This is a genomic window from Nitrospirillum guanabarense, assembly GCF_034653355.1.
Classification (GTDB): Bacteria; Pseudomonadota; Alphaproteobacteria; order Azospirillales; family Azospirillaceae; genus Nitrospirillum.
The window spans coordinates 302,434-323,644 of the sequence record NZ_JAYEER010000002.1; the positions used below are offsets into that span (position 1 = coordinate 302,434).

General features: G+C 67.6%; 10 protein-coding genes. 4 read left to right on the forward strand and 6 right to left on the reverse strand.

What is annotated here, in order from left to right; genetic code table 11:
- The first annotated feature begins 11 nt into the window (after window positions 1-11).
- Window positions 12-314: a DUF6916 family protein gene (locus tag UAA55_RS08005; RefSeq protein ID WP_322952154.1), complete on the forward strand. Its 303-nt coding sequence runs from the start codon at window positions 12-14 to the stop codon at window positions 312-314.
- Window positions 315-335: 21 nt separating this feature from the next.
- Here UAA55_RS08005 and UAA55_RS08010 read toward each other — a convergent pair whose 3' ends face one another.
- The 6 genes from UAA55_RS08010 to UAA55_RS08035 form a co-directional block, all read right to left on the reverse strand.
- Window positions 336-908: a GNAT family N-acetyltransferase gene (locus tag UAA55_RS08010; RefSeq protein WP_322952155.1), complete on the reverse strand. Its 573-nt coding sequence runs from the start codon at window positions 906-908 to the stop codon at window positions 336-338.
- Window positions 909-920: 12 nt separating this feature from the next.
- Complete coding sequence (locus UAA55_RS08015; RefSeq protein WP_322952156.1) at window positions 921-1,469, reverse strand: phage tail protein; 549 nt, start codon at window positions 1,467-1,469, stop codon at window positions 921-923.
- 70 nt (window positions 1,470-1,539) lie between these two features.
- Window positions 1,540-2,088, reverse strand: a complete 549-nt coding sequence (locus UAA55_RS08020; protein WP_322952157.1) for a phage tail protein — start codon at window positions 2,086-2,088, stop codon at window positions 1,540-1,542.
- A 33-nt stretch (window positions 2,089-2,121) separates the two neighbouring features.
- Entirely contained in the window at window positions 2,122-2,430 is a 309-nt protein-coding gene (locus UAA55_RS08025) for a phage tail protein (RefSeq protein WP_322952158.1), read from the reverse strand.
- The gene (locus UAA55_RS08030) at window positions 2,427-2,669 is read right to left on the reverse strand and encodes a phage tail protein (protein WP_322952159.1); all 243 of its coding nucleotides are present in this window, start codon (window positions 2,667-2,669) and stop codon (window positions 2,427-2,429) included. The genes UAA55_RS08025 and UAA55_RS08030 overlap by 4 nt, the downstream gene beginning before the upstream one ends.
- Window positions 2,670-2,788: 119 nt before the next feature.
- A complete protein-coding gene (locus tag UAA55_RS08035; RefSeq protein WP_322952160.1) occupies window positions 2,789-4,033 on the reverse strand; it encodes a TIGR03032 family protein in 1,245 nt (414 codons plus the stop codon).
- A 444-nt stretch (window positions 4,034-4,477) separates the two neighbouring features.
- Here UAA55_RS08035 and UAA55_RS08040 point away from each other — a divergent pair, with 444 nt between their 5' ends.
- The 3 genes from UAA55_RS08040 (at window position 4,478) to UAA55_RS08050 (ending at window position 21,211) form a co-directional block, all read left to right on the forward strand.
- On the forward strand, window positions 4,478-18,736 hold the full coding sequence (locus UAA55_RS08040) for an autotransporter-associated beta strand repeat-containing protein (protein WP_322952161.1): 14,259 nt from the start codon (window positions 4,478-4,480) through the stop codon (window positions 18,734-18,736).
- Between the two features lie 6 nt (window positions 18,737-18,742).
- On the forward strand, window positions 18,743-20,338 hold the full coding sequence (locus tag UAA55_RS08045; protein WP_322952162.1) for a TolC family protein: 1,596 nt from the start codon (window positions 18,743-18,745) through the stop codon (window positions 20,336-20,338).
- A gap of 114 nt (window positions 20,339-20,452) precedes the next feature.
- Window positions 20,453-21,211 carry an efflux RND transporter periplasmic adaptor subunit gene (locus UAA55_RS08050; protein WP_322952163.1) on the forward strand — a complete coding sequence of 253 codons (759 nt, stop codon included), beginning with the start codon at window positions 20,453-20,455 and terminating at the stop codon, window positions 21,209-21,211.

A 21,211-nucleotide genomic window follows, 5' to 3' on the forward strand; every position in this document is an offset into this window, starting at 1 on the left:
ATGGGCAATCCATGCTGGGCGACCTGACCGCGCAAAATTTCCTGCCGCTTATCGACCAGGAGTTTACGGTTACTTATCCGGATTACCAAGAAACTCTGATTCTGAGCAAGGTTGATCATGGCAAGAAGAGCGCCGCACCGGGCCGGTTCCGTGATCCGTTCTCTTTATTATTCAACGGAACGGATCGCAACACGATGCTGAACCAGCATATCCATCCCTTGACCCATCCCGCCTTGGGCACGCTGGAGATCTTCCTGGTGCCGCTGGGGCGTAACGAGGACGGGACCTATTTCTACCAGGCTGTCTTCAGCTGAACACACGCGGGCCGGCGGCGGTCAGGCCGCCGGCGCCGCCTGCCAGGCCATAAGGAAATAAGGGCCCACGGGCTCCACATCCTGAAAGCCCAGCCGCTGGTATAGCCGCCGGGCGCGATTGTTGCCTTCCACATGGATGGAGCACTGGGCATAGCCTTCATCACGGGCCAAATCCTGCACCCAGCCCAGCAGCGCACCACCCAGGCCATGACCGCGCCAGTCCGGCATCAGGCCGATCTCCACGATACGCAAGTCCTTCGCATTGCGGCGGAACAGGTAGAGGCGGCCGATGGCCCGGCCATCCTTCTCCACGATCATGAAATCGGCATCGTGATAATGCAGGGCGTAATGGGCCGCCTGCAGCCGCGCCTGATCCCGTAGGAAGGCCAGGCGTTCCTCATCCGTCCAAGGGGCGGCCTGCATCTCCTCCCACCGGTGGGAGACGTAGAGGTCACGCACGAAATCGGCATCCCCCTCCCGCTGGCGGCGCAGGGACAGGCCCTGGGCCGCCATGTCCGCGGGCAAGGTCAACGGTGGCAGAACCGGGGCGGCATCATCCATGGTGGGCGCCGCCCCTTCACGCAGGCGAGACATCAAACCCGTCCCTCACTGACGCGACGGAAACTCGCCGAACTGGCAGATGCAGAAGTTGACCACCAGATAGGGCTGGTCGTTGGCGCGGGGGGCGATGGCTGCCGTGCCGACAGTGCTGACCGTATTCGCCGCCAGCGTCGGGCCGCCTTGGGTGACCGCAGTGGTGGAATACAGCAGCATGTTGTTTGGACGGCTGAGGTAGGTCGTCGCCGTCGGGGTCGACACATATCCCGCGTTGCCGGTATTCGGGTTTTTGACATTCACCAAATGATTATGGGGCGGGAAATTGCCACTGGTCAGCGCCACCGTGTCCGTACCGCCTTTCTCGCCCGCGTCGCGCAGCGTCAGGCCAGGACCTGAACCGTAGGCGATGGGAATGCACCCCATCATATTGGGCAGATTGTAATAGTTCTGCAGATCGCCGCCGTAAGTGTTGCCAATGACGGCGTACAGCGTGTTGTTCTGCTGAATCAGCACTTGCTGGCCATTGCATTGCGACCAGTTGGCGGGCGGAAAGGAGAAAGCGAAGGCGCGGATTTCACCGGTGAAGGGATCAGCCATGGTGAGATTCCTTCCAAAAGGGAAACGTCATGGGAAAGCCATCGCTCATGCGACGGCGTCGGCATGAGGGTCAGTTCTGGGTCGGATAGATGCCCTGAATGGCCATGATGTAGCCCACCGCGATGAACGGCATCATGTTGTTATGCGGAACCGTTCCGCCGCCGGAACCCAGCGCCGAGGTTATGACACCCGTCTCCAACTGTACCGTCGTGGCCGTGGTGTCGGACGTGTACAGGCCCTTGATGCTGGTGGTGGCGGTATAGGAGGCGACCAAGTTACCGGAAGCGTTGAGATCGGAACCGGTCGCCGTACTGGCGCTGAAGCCGTGGGTGTGGGCGGGTGTATTGGCCTGTGTCAGCGTGACCGTTTCCGTGCCGCCGTTCTGGCCCAACACACGGCTGGTCAGGCCGAGGCCTTGCCCTTGACCGATGGGCGTGCGCCCCCGGTAGTCCGGCAGGCTGAAATTGGTAACGCCGTTCCCGCCGTAGGTCGTGCCAATCAGCGCGAACAGCGCCTGGTTCTGACTGAGGCTTTGCGTGGAACCATCGCAAGCCGCCCAGTCGACTGGCACGTAAGGGCCGGCGAAAATGCGGATTTCGCCCAGGAAGCATTCGGACATCGGTGCCCTCCCTTTCGAAGTGCGGTGGCGGGGTCAGTTGCGCGGCGGGAAAATGCCCTGCAGGGCGATGCAGTAGTTGGCGACGACCCAGGGCTGCATGTTGGCGACAGGGGCGCTGGCACCACTGGTGGCGAGGGTATCGGCGGGCAAGGTCACCGTCGCCACCGGCTGGCTGTTCACAGTCGGCGGGGTGTAGACCGGGATCGTGGCGTTCGTCGCGACCTTCGTGACCGAGGCCAGGGCATGATTTGCCAGACTTGCCGTTTGCGGAGGCGTGGCCGGGCCATTGATCACGTTCACGGAATGGGTGTGGGTCGGCAAGCTCGCCGTTGTCAGCGTCACCGTTTCGGCCCCCCCGACAGCCCCACCTGGGGCATTTGCTGACTGAGGTGCCGCGGCGTCCGCCCACGCAGATCCGGCAAATTGAAATTGCTGGTCCCGTTGCCGCCATAGTAGACACCGATAAGGGAATACAGCGCGATATTCTGCTGCAGGTTCATCAGCGCGCCGTTGCACAGCGCCCATCCCTTGGGCGCCCAGTTCCAGGTGAAAATGCGGATTTCGCCCACGAATGGTTCCATGACAACAGCCTCCCTTTTCGTTCTGAGCGAGCGCAAATAGAAGTAACTACACTTTTAGTACAAGTCCATAGTCCGATTGCAGCTATTGGCGGTATAACCCTTCGGATAGTCCTACTATTTCATACTTGAGATTTTTCCGAAGTGCCGGGCGCCTGGGTAACGAGCCGCTGCATGCCCCGATACGGATGAGGAAAACTGTTGTCCGGCAGCTGCACCCGCTGGCGGTGCAGTTCCGGTTCCCGGAAACCCGGGCAATAGGGCCGGCGGACGCTGGCGTTGAAAGCGACGTCGTACAGTTCCGTCACCGGCCCGCTGATCGTCAACCAGTGGGCGTTACGGCCCGTCCGCAAGTCGACGATCTGCAGGCCGCACCGCTGTTGGATATTCCCAGCCTGGAGTTTCGCATTCAACGCGATGCCCGAAGCGAAGCTGTTGGCGCGCAATTGCGACAGGCCGATGATGGCATAATCGCCCACGAAGCTCAGGCCACGGGCGAAACCCGGGCATTCCGCCACCGCGACGAAACCGCCCCGGTCACCGTCGACATAGCCGAATTGGCCGCCGCCTGAATTCAGTAGCCACAGCCGGTCGCGATACCAGCGGGGCGAATGCGGCATCGATAGGCCTTGAGCCAGGATCTCGCCCGTCTCCACGTCAACGGCGAAGCCGCCGCCATTCTTGGCGTCGCGCCAGCCGAAGGTGGTATCGTAACGACCGCATAAGGTGGCGTACACCACCCGGCCGTCGCGGGCGCCGATGCCGTTCAAGTGGCAGCGATCCTCCGCCGCTACGCTGGAAATGAAATCAGGCTTCCACAGTGGACGGAAGTTGAACTGATCATCCAGGGCGGCGATGCAGCTGAAATTGGTATTGGCGAACACGAGTTCGTAGCGCTCGCCTTTAAACTCGGCATCGGCGATCAGGTCATGGGTATCGCAGGGGCCGATGAAATAACCCTTCCTGGGCATGTAAAGAGCGTCGACCGCCTGCCCGTTCACGATGGCGGGCCCGGTATTGGCAAACTTCCAGATCTGCTCCTTATTGCCCAGCCAGACCTTATGCTGGTCAACGGCCAAGCCCATAGCGGTGCCAACCACCCGATCCAGGACATGGAGGCGGCCCTCCGCCGCATAGAGGAAGATCAGCCGGGCCGATTGATAGGTGGACAGCACCAGGCTACCCCCGACCTCATCCAACCACGTGGCGAAACCAGGCGAAGGCAGGAACTTCGGCGGTTCCATCCTGTCCTGCGTGGCGACCGCCGTGGAACCATCCGCGCCTTGCGCCGCCACCTCACCATCCGTGGATTCCCTTTCGGACACCATACCCCCTTCGCTATCGCTTTGGGATAGGGCGCTACGCATGTATTCCGCGCCCTACTCACCGTCCTCCACCCCGTCTCTATCAAATTTGCATCCTGGATGCCACCCGTTCCATGACACGGTTGATTAAATTCAGGTTAATATTGCGCCGCACATCAAGACGCGTCCGGGGATTACCCCGAACAGACATGAAGTACGTTCATTAGACGGTAAGAACTTCTTAACCTCCATACTTTTGAATAGGGTTAATTAGGGGACGTGGACTGTTACAGGCACCTCAGGGCGCTCTCTCACATTTAGTCACAAAAGATAGTCATCTTCAGGAGAGGACATGCCGCTTCTGATTTGGCTGGCGGGTTGTGGGAACTTGTGATTTAAGCGCTATGGGGGAGCTTTTGCAGTTATAGATGGGTTTTCTGTGTGGAGGCCCTTGCCTTTCGAATAGGCTCCCCCAAGGCCGCCTATTTCAATTGGTGAGTACACGCCATGCCCGACGGTTCACGCCCCCCGGTGAAAACGACCCAGGCCCGCAAGAACGCCCCGCGCGCCCTGCGCCTGGCCCTTGAGCCCCGCATGATGTTCGACGCCGCCGCCGCCGCCACGGCGGCGACGGTCACCAAGACGGCCACGACGGCCACGGCGGATACGCACAACGACGCGGCGGCCAGCGCCGCCCTGCTGGACGCGGCCGCCAAGGCCGCCGCGGCGACGGCCACCGACACCGGCGCCAAGGCGACGGCCGACGGCACCTCACCCTCGACCAATTCGGGGGCCAATGCGACGGCTGGCGCCACGCCCGATACGACGAAAACCACCGACACCGCGAAGACCGCCACCACCGATACCTCCAAGGTGGCCGATACCAGCACCGCCACCACGGTCGTGCCCGCTACGACCACGACCGCCGTGCATGAGGTGGTTATCGTCGACACCAGCGTGGCGGACTATCAGACCCTGATCGCCGGCATGGACCCGTCCGTGCCCGTCATCCTGCTGGGCGAAGGCCAGCGCACCGTCCACGGCATCGCCGAGGCGCTGTCCGCCTACAAGAACCTGGACACCGTCATCCTGGTGACCGAGGGCGGCGACGGCGGCCTCATCCTGGGCGGTAACCATGTCCTGACGGATGGCGACTTGGCCAGCCGCGCCACCGATTTGGCGGCCATCGGCGCCTCCCTCAAGACGGGCGGCGACTTCCTGCTGCTGGGCTGTTCCGTCGCCGAGACCGACAAGGGCAAGCAGTTCGTCAACGATTTCGCCCGCTATCTGGGCAACGACATCGACGTCGCCGCCTCCACAGACCGCACCGGCCCGGCGGCGCTGGGCGGTGACTGGGTTTTGGAATACACCACCGGCAAAGCCATCGATACCGTACTGCCGTTCACCGTCGCCGGTATGGAGAATTTGGACCATTGCCTGGGCTGTACCACGGCAGCGTATTTCGGAGTCACTCGGCTTTACAGCGTGAGTGTGTCAACCGACGCCCACGGCAGTTCCATTACCACCGGCACCCTTGTTGCGTACTATGACCCCAACACCACGGGATTCGTCTACGCATCATTGACGTATCCAAACAACGCTGTAACTCATAACGGCAAATTCGCCTATGCGGAGACGCTGGCCACTTTCCAGGCCACGAGCCCCTTCTGTGTTCCGGCCAACGCGGCACCGGTGCTGGACGCCAGCAAGTCGCCAGCCTTCAATTCCGAGCTGTCGACCAGCACCGGCAACCCCAGCGGGGCCGTCGGCACCCTGGTATCCAGCCTGGTCAACACCAGCGGCGTCAGCAATTTCAGCGACACGGACAGCGGCACCACGCCGGGCCTGGCCGTCACCCTGACGGACGCCACCAACGGCACCTGGTATTACACCACCAACGGCGGCACGAGTTGGACCGCCGTCGGCACCGTCAGCGCCACCTCCGCGCTGCTGCTGACGGCCGACGCCAATACCCGCCTCTATTTCAAGACCAACGGCACCTTCACCGGCACCATCAGCTCCGCCATCACCTTCCGCGCCTGGGACGGCAGCAGCGGCACGGCCGGCAGCAAGGTGACCACCGCCACCAACGGCGGAAGCAGCGCCTTCTCCACCGCCACGGACACCGCAAGCCTGACCATCACCGCGCCCGGCCCAACGGTCACGGACGCCAAGATCAGCATCAGCGGCGCCAGCGGCACCGGTGGCGCCTACAAGATCGGCGACACCGTCACCGCCACCTGGAACAACGGCGCCAGCGGCGATAACAACAGCGGCGTCACCGGCGTGACGATGGACTTCACCGCCTTCGGCGGTGGCAGCGCCGTGACGGCCACCGACAACGGCAGCGGCGTCTGGACCGCCACCTACACCATCGTCGCCGGCAGCATCGACGGCACCAGCAAGAACGTCTCCGTCAGCGCCACCAACGGCAGCGGCACGACCACGACCGCCGACACCACCAACGCCACCGTCGACAACGTCGCCCCCACCGTCACCGACGCCAATATCTCCATCAGCGGCGCCACCGGCACCGGTAGCGTCTACAAGATCGGCGATACCGTCACCGCCACCTGGAAAAGCACCACCGGCGGCGACCTCAACAGCGATACCATCAGCAGCGCGACGGTGGATTTCAGCGCCTTCGGCGGCGGCAGCGCCGTGACGGCCACCAACAGCAGCGGCACCTGGACCGCGACCTACACCATCGTCGCCGGTTCCATCGACGGCACCAACAAAAACGTCTCCATCACCGCCACCGACAACGCCGGCAACACCAAGACCACCGCCGACACCACCAATGCCACCGTCGACAACGTCCCCCCCACGTTCGACGTCGGCCCGGCGACCTCCAACGTCGGCAGCAGCGGCTTCACGCTGGGCGGCAGCATCGACCAAGCCGGCACGTTCTATTACATCGTGGTGGCCAGCGGCGCCGCGGCGCCCACGGCGGCCCAGGTCAAGGCCGCCGCCAACTATTCCGCCGTCACCGTGCTGAAATCCGGCAACATGGCCGCGACGGGCGCCAGCTTCGACGGCAGCTTCAGCATCACCGGCCTGACCACCAGCACGGCGTACGACGTGTACGTCGTGGCCCAGGACACCGTGGGCAACCTGCAGGCGACGGCGACGAAGGTCAGCGTCTCCACCACCGCCCCCAACGCCGCGCCGGTCATAACCAACCTGGCCGGCGACACCGCCGCCTGGGTGGACGCCAGCACCGCCATCCGGCTGGATTCCAGCACCACCGCCTCGGTCAGCGACGCGGAGAACGACACGGCCGGCTGGGCCGGCGGCAGCCTGGTGGTGCAACGCGTGACCTCCGGCTCCGCCGACGCCACCACCAACGACGTGTTCAGCTTTGACAACAGCGTCAGCGCCAGCGGCGGCACGGTCACGGTCAACAGCCACGCGCTGACCTTCACCAACACCGGCGGCGTGCTGACCATCAGCCTCACCGCCAGCGCCACCAGCGCGGACGTGGCGGCGCTGATCCACGCCATCCAGTACAGCAACGCCACCCCCTATGGCGATGCCACCATCCGCTATGCCCTGAGCGACGGCAACGGCAACACCACCAACGCCGACGTGACGGTGACCAGTTCCACCATCTACGTCACCACCGCCAGCGACCAGACCAGCGGTGCCGCCGCCGACGGCTTCAGCCTGCGCGAGGCATTGGCCCGGTCCGTCACCCAGACGGGGACGGACACCGTCGTCATCGGCGACAGCGTCACCGGCACCATCACGCTGGCCACCGGCGTCACGCTGGGTGCCGGCGACACCCTGAAATACGCGCCCACCACGGCGGGCAGCCTGACCATCGCCGCCACCAGCGGCGGCCTGGCGCTGGGCGGCGCCGGTACCCTCTCGGTGGGCAGCGGCGACACGCTGACCATTTCCGCCGGGGTTTCGGGCACCGGCAGCGCCCTGACCAAGACCGGGGCGGGCACGCTGACCCTGTCGGGCACCAACACCTACACGGGCGCCACCACGGTGGCCGGCGGCACGTTGGCGTTGGGCGCCATGGGTTCCACGGCGTCGCTGACCCTGGACGGCGGCACGCTGAAGTCCACGGCGGTGATTTCCAGCTCCATCGGCATCACGGTCAATTCCGGCGGCGGCACCATCGATTACACCAGCGGCTCCGTCACCCTGAGCGGCGCCATCAGCGGCAGCGGTGCGCTGGACGCCAAGAGCACGACCGCCGGCAACGCCATCAAGCTCACGGGCAACAGCTCGTCGTTCTCCGGCGGCATCACGGTGGATGGCGGCATCCTCGACATCTCGTCGGCCAATGCCATCGGCACCGGCACCCTGACCTTCAACAGCGGCAAGATCCGCAGCACCACCGCCGCCTACACCCTGTCCAACAACCTGGTGATCAACGGCAATCTGTTATTGGCCGGCAGCTTCGGCATGACGTTCACCGGCACCGTCGACCTGGGTGGCGGTACGCGCAGCATCAATGACCAACTGGGCGCCGGCAAGGACCTGACCTTCTCGGGCGTGGTCAGCAACGGCAGCCTGAACATCACCTCGCAGCTCACCGGCGGCACCTACGCCTCGGTGATCCTGAGCGGCACCAGCAACACCTACACCAACGCCACCGTCACCTCCGGCATCCTCAACATCGCCGGCGCCGGCAGCCTGGGCAGCGGCAGCGTCACCCTGGCCGGCGGCACCCTGCTGATCAACGGCGCCGCCAGCATCACCAACAACATCCTCGTCAGCGCCAGTTCCACCGTCCAAGTGGCCAGCGGCAATGCCGCCACCCTGTCGGGCGTCGTGTCGGGCACCGCCGGCAAGACGCTGACGCTGACCACCGGCACCACCGGCGGCAGTGGCCTGACCCTGTCCGGCACCAACACCTTCGCCGGCGCCATGACGATCTCGGCCGGCACCGTCACACTCAGCGGCGGCAGCGCCGTCGCCGACACCAGCGCCGTGACCGTGGCCTCCGGCGCCACCTTGGCCCTGGCGGCCAACGAGACCATCGGCTCGCTGACCGGCGCCGGCACCGTGACCCTCAGCACCAACACGCTGACGGTGAACGAGGCCAGCACCGACGACACCATCTTTTCCGGCGCCATCACCGGTACCGGCGGCCTGACCAAGGCCGGCGCGGGCACTCTGGAGCTGTCGGGCACCAACACCTACACCGGCGCCACCACCATCAGCGCTGGCGAGATCATGGTGTCCAGCGGCAGCGCCATCAGCGACAGCAGCGCCGTGTCGGTCGCTTCGGGCGCCACCTTGATACTGCAAGCCAGCGATGAGACCGTGGGCTCATTGAACGGCGCCGGCACGCTGACGCTGAACGGCGGTTCGCTGACGTTGGGCGGGGATAACACCTCCACCACCTTCTCCGGCGTCATCCAGGACGGCATCGCCCTGAACGGCGGCATCACCAAGGCCGGCACCGGCACGCTGACCCTGTCGGGCACCAACACCTACACCGGAACCACCACCATCAGCGCCGGCACGCTGGAGGCCGCCAGCAGCGCCGCCCTGGGCAGCAGCACCGGCTCCACCACCGTGGCCAGCAGCGCCACCCTGCAGCTGGACAACGGCGTCACCATCGCCGATGCCCTGACCATCGCCGGCGCCGGCACGTCCAGCTCGGGCGCCATCAACCTGTCCTCCGGCAGCGCGACGCTGTCGGGCAACGTGACCCTGAGCGCCGCCAGCAGCATCTACGTCGGCGACACCGCCACCCTGACCCTGGGCGGGGCGCTGGCCGGCGCGTTCACGCTCACCCACAACTTCGGCAACGGCGCGCTGGTGCTGACGGCCAACAACAGCGCCGCGGCCACCGCCCTGAATATCCAGGTCGGCACGCTGTCGATCACCGACCAGACCAACCTGACCACCGGCACGCTGACCCTGAACATGGGCAACACCGGCGTCGGCGGCCTGCTGGTCACCGGCAGCAACGTCACGATATCCAAGAACATCACGCTCGGCGCCAGCGGCGGCATCATCAGCAACGCCAACGCCCTGACCCTGTCCGGCAACATCACCGGCGGCGTCAGCAGCAACCTCAGCCATGTCATCAGCCTGACCAAGGTCGGCGCCGGCAAGCTGACCCTGTCCGGCACCAACACCTACACCAGCTCCACCGGCGCCCTGGGCGCCACCATGGTGTCCGCCGGCACCCTCAGCGTCACCAACGCCGCCAACCTGGGCAGCACCACCATCAACGGCGCCGTCATCCTGAACGGCGGCGCGCTGGAGGTGACGGGCAGCGCCGTCACCCTCGCCAACGCCATCGTCCTCAGCGCCAACGGCACCATCAGCGCCACCAACAGCGCCACCCTGTCCGGCGTCATTTCGGGTTCCAAAAACCTGACGTCGGCGGGCGCGGGCACGCTGGCCCTGTCGGGCACCAACACCTACACCGGCACCACCTCGGTGACGGCCGGCACGCTCAGCGTCACCGACAACACCAACCTCAGCACCGCCGCCCTGACCCTGAACGGCGGCACGCTGGTGGTGACCGGCGCCACCGTCACCCTGACCAACGCCGTCACCTTGGGCAGCAGCGGCGGCACCGTCAGCGACGCCAACGCCCTGATCCTGTCAGGCGTCATCAGCGGCAGCGGCAGCCTGACCAAGACCGGCGCCGGCACCTTGACCCTTAGCGGCGCCAACACCTACACGGGCACCACCTCGGTGTCGGGCGGCACCCTCAGCATCACCGACAACACCAACCTGGGCGGTGGCGGCCTGACGCTGGACACCGGCACCCTGACGGTCACCGGCACCACCGTCACCCTCAGCGGCAACCTCACCCTGGGCACCGGCGGCGGCACCATCAGCACCGCCAACACCCTGACCCTGTCGGGCGTCATCAGCGGCGCCGGCAACCTGACCACGACCGGCGGCACCATCACCCTGTCGGGTGCCAACACCTATACCGGCACGACGACCGTTTCCGCCGGCATTCTGGTGGCCGGAAGCGACGGCGCGCTGGGCACCAGCGCCGGCGGCACCACCGTCACCAGCGGCGCCACCCTGCAGCTGAGCAACGGCGTGACCATCGCCGACGACCTGTCCATCGCCGGCAACGGCGTGTCCTCCCATGGCGCGGTCTACATAACCACCGGCAGCGCCACGGTCACGGGCAACGTGACCCTGACGGCCGACAGCGGCTCTGACATCGAAAGCGGGGCCACCCTGACGCTCGGCGGCACCCTGGGCGGCGCTTTCACGCTGAGCCGCACGGTCGGCGGTGGCACCCTGGTGCTGGGCGGGAGCAACAGCGGCGGCGCCACCAACCTGAACATCGCCGAAGGCACGCTGTCGATCACCGACCAGACCAACCTGGGCGGCGGCACGTTGCGCCTGAACATGGGCAACACCGGCACCGCCGGCCTGGTGGTCACCGGCAGCAATGTGACCATCGCCAAGAACATCACCCTGGGCGCCAGCGGCGGCCGCGTCACCAATGCCAACACCCTGACCCTGTCCGGCGTCATCTCCGGCGGCGTCACCGCAGGCTCGGTCATCAGCCTGACCAAGGCCGGCGTCGGCACCCTGATCCTGTCGGGCACCAACACCTATAGCGGCTCCGCCACCGCCGTGGGCAGCACGACGGTGCTGGGCGGCACGCTCAGCATCACCAGCGGCAGCAACCTGGGCAGCGGCGCGGTCGTGCTCAACGGCGGCGCCCTGGCGGTGACCGGCACCAGCGTCACCGTCAGCAACGCCATCAAGCTGTCCAGCGCCGGTACCGTCAGCGCCACCAACGCCGCCACCCTCTCCGGCGTCATCAGCGGCAGCGGCGCCCTGACTTCGGCCGGCGCCGGCACCCTGACCCTGTCGGGCACCAACACCTATACCGGCGCCACCACCGTGACGGCCGGCACGCTGAGCATTGGCGCCAGCGGCAACCTGGGCAGCGGCGCCCTGACCCTGAACGGCGGCACGCTGGCGGTGACCGGCACCAGTGTCACCCTGTCCCAAGGCGTCAAACTGGGTGTCAACGGCGCCACCTTCGATATTGGCGTGGGTGACACGCTGGTCCTGTCGGGCGGCGCCGTCAGCGATCTGGATGGGTCGAACCCCGGTTCGCTGACCAAGATCGGCTCTGGCCAGCTGACGCTGAGCGGCACCAACACCTCCGCCGGCGGCACCACGGTCCGGGACGGCACGCTGAGCATCGACGGCGGCGACAATATCGGCGCCGGCACGCTGACCCTGAACGGCGGCACGCTGACGGTCACCGGGACCGGGGTGGGTATCGCCCAGAATGTCGCCATCGGGTCCAGCGGCGGCACGATCACCAACGATAACGCCGTCACCCTGAACGGCACCCTGAGCGGGACGAGCACCCTGGGCAAGTCCGGCACGGGCACCCTGACGCTGGCGGGTGCCGGCTCCGCTTACACCGGCGCCATCAGCACCCAGGCCGGCACCTTGACGGTGACGGGCGAGGTCGGTGGCGACGTCGTGGTGCAGGACGGCGCCACGCTGGCCGGCACCGGCGCCATCGACGGTGACGTGACGATCCGCGGTGGCGCCGTCCTGGCCCCCGGCGTCGCCGGACAGGCCAACGGCATCGGGACGCTGACCATCGGCGGCAACCTGAACCTGGGCGGCGAGCTGCAAATACAGCTGGGCGGCAGCAGCGCCGGCAACGACAAGGTCAGCGTGGGCGGCAACGTGCTGCTGAACGACGGGGCCAGCAACGCCGGCACCCTGACGTTGAGCACGGTGGGCGGCTATGCCCCGGCCGCGGGCGATAGCGCCACCATCATCGACAACACCGGCAGCGGGACCACCGATACCACAGCGTTCGACAACCTGGATGGCAGCGGCCGCGCCACGCTGGGCAGCGGTAAGGCGCTGGTGGCCAACAACGGCGGCACCGGCAACGACATCACCATCACCGTCGCCAACGTCGCCCCGACGCTGACCACAACCGCGGCGACCAACCCCAACTATGTCGAGGGCGCCAACGCCATCGCGCTGTTCAGCGGCACGAGCATCAGCACGGTCGAATCCGGCCAGACCATCCACGCCGTCACCCTGACGGTCGGCGGCCTGGCCGACGGCGCGTCGGAAACCCTGAGCATTGACGGCCAGAGCGTGGCGCTGACCAACGGCACCACCGCCACCACCACGGCCAACGGCTATTCCATCAGCGTCAGCGTGACCGGCGCCACCGCCACCGTCACCATCACCAAGTCCGGCGACTTCTCCGCCACCGACGCCCAGGCCCTGGTCAACGGCCTGGCCTACAAGAACACCAGCGACGACCCGACGGCCGGCACCGGCCGCACCGTCACCCTGACCAGCATCCAGGATAACGGCGGCACCGCCGGCGGCGGCGCGGACACCACCACGCTGACCGCCAGCGCCACCGTCACCATCACCCCGGTCAACGACGCCCCCACCCTGCCCAGCAGCGGTGCGGTCTCCACCATCCCGGCGACGCCGGTCAACACCACCAGCAACGCCGTCACCGTGTCCGGCATCCTGAGCGATGCCGGACACGGTGACCTCGACGCCCACGGTGTCTCCGGCATCGCCGTGACCGGCCTCACCGGCGCCGGCGCCTGGCAGTACTCAACCGACGGCACCAATTGGTACGGTGTCGGCACCGTCTCCACGAGCGGCGGCTTGTTGCTGGATAGCACCGCCCAACTGCGCTACGTCCCCAACGGCAGCACGGTGGAAACCGCCACGCTGTCCTTCAAGGCGTGGGACGAGACCACCGGCACCGCCAGCAGCGGCAGCACGCGGCACACGGGCGACACGACCACCAACGGCGGCACCACCGCCTATTCCACCAACAATGGCACGCTGAGCGTCGCCGCGCAGGGCGCGACCGCCACGGCTGGCGGCACCAGCAGCTACACCGAGGCCGGCACCGCCAACGCCATCGACACCACCATCACCCTGACCGACAGCGCCGCCAGCAACCTGACCAGCGCCACGGTGACCATCGGTAGCGCGGTGGCCGGCGACGTGCTGACGTTCGTCAGCACGGCCAACATCACAGGCAGCTACAACGCCAGCACCGGCGTGCTGACCCTGACCGGCAGCGACACCCTGGCCAACTACCAGGCGGCCCTGCGCAGCATCACCTTCAGCTCCACCAGCCAGGACCCGACGCTGGGCGGCACGCGTACCAGCCGTACCATCAGCTGGTCGGTGGATGACGGCATCGCCCCCTCCGCCACCGTTACCAGCACGGTCAGCATCACGGCGGTCAACGACGCGCCCGTCCTAACCGTGCCGGGCGCCCAGACCATCACCGACACCCTGGGCCATGGCCTGGGCGTCAGCGTGGCCGACGCCGACGCCGGAACCGGCATCGAGACCGTGACGCTGGACGCCGGCAAGGGCAACTTGGCGGTCACAGCCTCGGGCAGCGCCGGCGTCACCGGCAGCGGCACGGGCAGCGTGACCATCACCGGCACCCTGGCCGACGTGAACGCCACCCTGGCCACCCTGACCTACACCACCACCGCCACGGCCGACGACAGCGACACCATCACCGTCGGTGTCAGCGACGGCGGCAACACCGGCACCGGTGGCGCCCTGACCGACGCCAAGACCATCGCCGTCACCCTGACCGGCAACGCCGCCCCCACCGTCAGCGTGGCCGGCGCCCAGACCTTCACCGACACCAACGGCCATGCCATCACCGGCGTGGGCGTGACCGACAGCCTGGCCGGCGGCACCGTGACCGCCACCATCTCGGACCTGCACGGCAACCTGGGCTTCACCGCCGCAGGCGCCGCCAATGTCACCGGCGGCGGCACGGGCAGCGTCACCATCACCGGCAGCCTGGCCGACGTGAACGCCACCCTCGCCACCCTGACCTACGCCACCACGGCGACCGACACGGGCAGCGACACCATCACCGTGACCGTCAACGACGGCGGCGCCAGCCTGATCGGCGGCGCCAAGTCCGCCACCCAGACCATCGCGGTCAGCCTGACGGGCAACGACACGCCGTCCCTGGCCCTGCCGGGCGCGCAGGGCTACGTCGACCAGGCCGGCCATGCCATCAGCGGCGTCGCGATCACCGACACGTTGTCGGGCGGCACCGTCACGGCCACCGTGTCCGACCTGCACGGCAACCTCAGCTTCACCGCCGCGGGTTCCGCCGTCGTCACCGGCGGCGGCACGGGCAGCGTCACCATCACCGGCAACCTGGCCGACGTGAACGCCACGCTCGCCACCCTGACCTACGCCACCACCCTGTCGACGGCCGGCAGCGACACCATCACCGTCGCCGTCAACGACGGCGGCACGGCCCGCATCGGCGGGGCGAAGTCCGCCAGCGGCACCATCGCCGTGGCCATCGCCACCAACGACACGCCGGTCGTGACCGTGGCCGGGGCGCAGGCCTACAACGACACCAATGCCCACGCCATCGCCGGTGTCAGTGTGGCCGACACCTACGGCGGCACCATCACGGCCACCGTGTCCGACCTGCACGGCAATTTGGGCTTCACCGCCTCGGGCTCCGCTGTCGTCACCGGCGGCGGCACGGGCGGTGTCACCATCACCGGCAGCCTGGCCGACGTGAACGCCACCCTGGCCACCCTGACCTACGCCACCACCGCCACGGCCACCGGCAGCGACACCATCACCGTCACCGTCAATGACGGCGGCGGCAGCCTGATCGGCGGCGCCAAGTCCGCCACCCAGACCATCGCCGTCGCCCTGACCGGCAACGACACGCCGGTCCTGACCGTGGCCGGGGCGCAGAGCTACAACGACACCAGCGCCCACGCCATCACCGGTGTCAGCATCAGCGACGCTCTGCAGGGCGGCACCATCACGGCCACCGTGTCCGACCTGCGCGGCAATTTGGGCTTCACCGCCGCAGGTTCCGCCAGCGTCACCGGCGCCGGCACGGGCAGCGTCACCATTACCGGCAGCCTGGCCGACGTGAACGCCACCCTGGCCACCCTGACCTACGCCACCACCGCCACGGCCACCGGCAGCGACACCATCACCGTCGCCGTCAACGACGGCGGCACGGCCCGCATCGGCGGGGCCAAGTCCACCGTCCAGACCATCGCCGTCAGCCTGACCGGCAACGACACGCCGGTCCTGACCGTGGCCGGGGCGCAGAGCTATAACGACACCAACGCCCATGCCATCACCGGCGTCAGTGTCAGCGACAGCCTGCAGGGCGGCACCGTCACCGCCGCCCTGATCGCCACCCAGGGCAACATCTCCGTCACCGCCGCCGGCAGCGCCACGGTGTCCGGCAGCGGCAGCGGCGTGGTGTCCATCACGGGCAGCCTGGCCGACGTGAACGCCACCCTGGCCACGCTGGGCTACGCCACCACCGCGACATCCACGGGCACGGACGTCCTGACCGTGGCGATCAGCGACGGCGGCGGCAACCGCATCGGCGGCGCCAAGTCCACCGTCCAGACCATCACCATCAACCTGACCGGCAACGACACCCCGGTCCTGACCGTGGCGGGGTCGCAGAGCTATAACGACACCAACGCCCACGCCATCACCGGCGTCAGCATCAGCGACACCCTTACCGGCACCACGGTCACGGCCACCGTGACGGCCACCCAGGGCAACGTCGCCGCCACGGCGTCAGGCGCCGCCACCCTGGCCGGCAACGGTACCGGCAGCCTGACCATCAGCGGCAGCCTGGCCGACGTGAACGCCACCCTGGCCAGCCTGACCTACGCCACCACCGCCACGGCCACCGGCGGCGACACCATCACGGTGACCGCCAACGACGGCGGCGCCGCCCGCATCGGCGGGGCCAAGTCCACCGTCCAGACCATCGCCGTCAGCCTGACCGGCAACGACACCCCGGTGGTGACCGTGCCGGGCGCGCAGAGCTACAACGACACCAACGCCCACGCCATCACCGGCATCAGCGTCAGCGACACCCTGTCGGGCAACACGGTCACGGTGGCCCTGCTGGCCGGCAACGGCAACGTCACGGTCACCGCTTCCGGCGGCGCCACGGTGTCGGGCAACGGCAGTGGCGTGGTTTCCGTCACCGGCAGCGTGGCGGATGTGAACGCCACCCTGGCCAGCCTGACCTACGCCACCACCGCGACCAGTACCGACACCGACACCATCACGGTGGCCGTCAGCGATGGCGGCACCAACCGCATCGGCGGCGTGAAGTCCGCCGTCCGCACCATCGCCGTCGCCCTGACCGGCAACGACACCCCCATCCTGACCCTGCCCGGCGCCCAGAACCTGTCCGCCACCGGCAACCAGGCCATCACCGGCATCAGCGTCAGCGACACCCTGACGGGCGGCACCATCAGCGTCCTGGTGAAGGATGGCTTCGACGGCCAGCTGGTCATGGCCGCTTCCGGCGCCGCCACCCTGACCGGCAACGGCACGGGCACGGTCATCGTCCGGGGCAGCGTGGCCGACGTGAACGCCACCCTGGCCACCCTGAACCTGACGCCCGCCACCACCGGCAACGACATCATCACCGTGACCGTCAGCGATGGCGGCACGACCCGGGTGGGCGGCGCCAAAACGGCCAGCGGCATCATCGGCGTGACCATCAACCCGGTGGTGGTGCCACAGCCCCCCGCGACGACCACGACGACGACCACCACCACGACGACCACGACGGCGCCGACGACCACGTCGACCACCTCGCTGATCGTGACGCCCACGGTCGCCGCCACCGGCACCACGACCACTGTCGCCCTGACCCAGACGGCGGGCACGGGCAATGCCGGCGTCAGTGGCACGCCCAACGCCGGCCTGAGCGGCAACAGCGTCATCAGCACCAGCACGACGACGTCCACCAGCACCACGACGTCCTCGACCTCCACCACCAGCGTCACCACGGCGCTGACAGCCGACACCACGACGTCCAGCACCAGCCGGACGACGAGCACCCCGAGCACCCCGGCCACCAACACGGTCGCGGCCCCGACGACGGCCGGTTCCACGGCGGCTACCGCCCCGACGGCCACGACGACGCCCACGACCGCCCCCACCGTCGCGACGACCACGACCACCACCGTCATCAGCGCCAGCAGCGGCGTGGTTTCCGTCACATCGGCCACCAGCGGCACCACCACCCTCACCCTGGCCAACCAGGTCAGCAACCAAGTGGCCACCGCCGGCCAGCAGGTGACCTTCCAGCTGCCGCAGGGCACGTTCCAGAGCAGCGATCCGCAGGTGACGCTGGACGCGCGCCAAGCCAACGGCGAACCGCTGCCGGCGTGGCTGACCTTCAACCCCGCCAACGGCACCTTCAGCGGCCAGCCGCCGGCGGGCGAGAACGGCAACATCGCCATCACCGTCACGGCGCGCGACAGCAACGGCAACGTCGCCGAGGCCAAGTTCAACATGTCGGTGGGCCAGCAGCAGAACGGCACCGGCGGGCCCGGCGGCCAGGGTGGACAGCAAAGTCCGGGCAACCGCGCCCCACAGCAGCATGCCGCCAATGACCCGGCGACGGCCGTGCCGGCCGACCTGAACCCGGTGCAGCTGGCGGCCTATGGCGGCCATGACGCGACGGGCCGGGACTTGGCCGCCAAAATCGCCAACGGCCCCGGCAAGGCGCCGGCGGGCAAGCTGTCGCTGACGGCGCAGCTGCAGGCCGCCGCCCAGGCGCAGAAGGCCGTCGGCTTCGGTACCGGCACCTTCGGCGCCGCCCCGCACCACGGCGTCGTCGATGACGCCGTGTCCCTCCTCGCCAGCCTGCTGGACGTGTTCGGTGGCGACGCCCCGCAGCACGGCCCGGCCATCCCCGCCCATCACGCTTCCACCACCACGACCGCCTGAGGCTCCATGACGTCCTTGCCTTATTCCGCGCCGGTGCGGCGCACCCGTCCGCGCACCGTGGCGACGCCCATTGTCGCCGGAGCCTTGGTGGCCTTGCTGGCGGGGTGTTCCGTCGCCCCCCGCCCCCTGACCCCGGAGGAGAACCAGACCCGCGCCAATGAGGCGCTGAAGCTGGTGCGCGACCGCGTCGACCCGGTGACGGTCGCCGTGTCGCTGGACGAGGCCATCGCCCGGGCGATCAAGTACAACCTGGACCACCGGCTGGCGCTGATGGACCAGGCCATCGCCAACCGTCAGATCGACGTTTCCCGCTGGGACCTGCTGCCCAAGCTGGTGGTGGATGGCGGCCTCACGGCGCGCAGCAACGAGCTGGCCTCGTCCTCCTACTCCATCCTGACCGGCAAGCAGTCGCTGGAACCCTCCATCTCCAGCGATCGCCGGTCCGGCACCGCCGACCTGCAGCTGAGCTGGAGCGTTCTGGACTTCGGCATCAGCTACTACCAGGCCCGGCAGAACGGCGACCGCGCCCTGGCCACGGCCGAAAAGCGCCGGTCGGCGGTCAACAGCATCGTCCAGCAGGTCCGCGCCGCCTATTGGCAGGCCGTGGCGGCGGAGAAGATCGGCGATCGCATCAACCCCATCCTGGCCGATGCCCGTCTGGCGCTGGAGGACACGCGCAAGGGCGAACAGCAGCGCCTGCGCCCCCTGCTGGACGCGCTGCGGGATGAAAAGTCGACCATCGACATCATCCGCCAGCTGGAAAACCTGCAGGCCGACCTGGCATTGGCCAAGACGCAGCTGGCCGCGCTGATGGGCCTGCCGCCGGGCACCCAGTACCAGTTGGTGCTGCCGGACAACCCCAGCGCGCTGCCGGAAATGAAGACGGCGGTCGCCGAGCTGGAGCACACCGCGCTGATCAACCGTCCGGAACTGCGCGAGCAGGCGTACAACCGCCGCATCGCCACGGACGAGGTGCACAAGGCCTTCCTGAAGCTGTTCCCCAACCTGTCGATCCAGGGCGGGCTGGACTATGACAGCAACTCCTTCCTCACGAACCAGCGCTGGGCCGAGGGTGGGCTGCGCCTGTCGTGGGGTCTGCTGAACCTGCTGTCCGGCAATGACTTCATGGGTCTGGCCGAAACCCAGCGCGACCAGACCGAAGTGCGCAACCTGGCCCTGTCCATGGCGGTGATGACCCAGGTCAACGTCGCGTGGCAGCAGCTGGGCCGGGCCCGCACGCAGTATCTGGAGGCGGCCGAGCTGGACAGCATCGAGGGGCGCATCTACGACCAGGTGGTGGCGCAGTCGGAAAACAACGCCGCCAGCAAGGTGGATCGCGTGCGCGCGCAGGCCTCGCGCATCGTGGCCGAACTGACCCGGGCCCGGGCCTATGCCGACATGCAGAACGCGCTGGCGTCGTTGTATGTGTCCGTTGGCATCGATCCACTGCCGCAGTCCGTGCCGGATTACTCGCTTAAGACCCTGACCACCGCGATTTCCGCCGTGAACCGCCGCATCGAAAGCGGCATGTTCGGGGCGGAGGCGTCGGTGTCGGCCGAAGCCCCCATCCTGGATGATCCTGGCAAGGCCTTGACGCAGTAACTCCAGAGAACGATAGCCAAAACGGCGCCGGGCGGGAATCCTCCCTCCCGGCCCGTCTTGTTTCGGCGTACACCCTTCAAAAACCGGCCCCTGCAACGAACAGCGAGTGCTGCCTTGTTCCGTCCCTGGTTCCGCCCGTCCCGCTTCGGCTTGATCGTGTCCGCCGCGCTCGTTCTGGGCCTGTCCTTGACGGCTCGGGCCGCCGACACCGCGCCGGAAATCCGCGCGCAGCTGGTGCCCAAGCGCAGCACGGTGCTGTCGTCCCAGATCGCCGCGCAGATTTCCGAACTGCCGCTGCGCGAGGGCGACAGCTTCAGCGAGGGCCAGAAACTGGTGGCCTTCGACTGCGGCATCCAGCGGGCGCGCCTGGCCAAGGCCGCCGCCCAAGAGACCGCGACCCGCAAGGCCTACGAGGTCAAGAGCAAGCTGAACACCTTGAATTCCATCAGCGTGCTGGAGGTGGAAACCTCGGCGGCGGAGCACGCCATGGCCGAGGCCGAGCAGCAGATGGCGCGCGAGGTGGCGTCGCACTGCGTGGTCACCGCCCCCTTCGCCGGCCGCATGGGCCCGGTGGACGTGAAACGCTTCCAATCGGTGGCGGAAGGGCAGAAACTGCTGGAGATCCTGGACCCGACGGAACTGGAGGCGGAAATGCTGGTGCCGTCGTCTTGGCTGAAATGGTTGAAACCCGGCTTCGCGCTGGAAATCGGTATTGAGGAAACGGGCCGCAAGTACCCGGCCAAGGTCGCCCGCCTGTCGCCGCGCATCGATCCCGTGTCGCAAAGCATCCGGGTCTTCGCCGTCATCGACGGCAGGTTCCCCGATCTGCTGCCGGGCATGAGCGGCCGTGCCATCGTCGCGGCCCCCAACTGA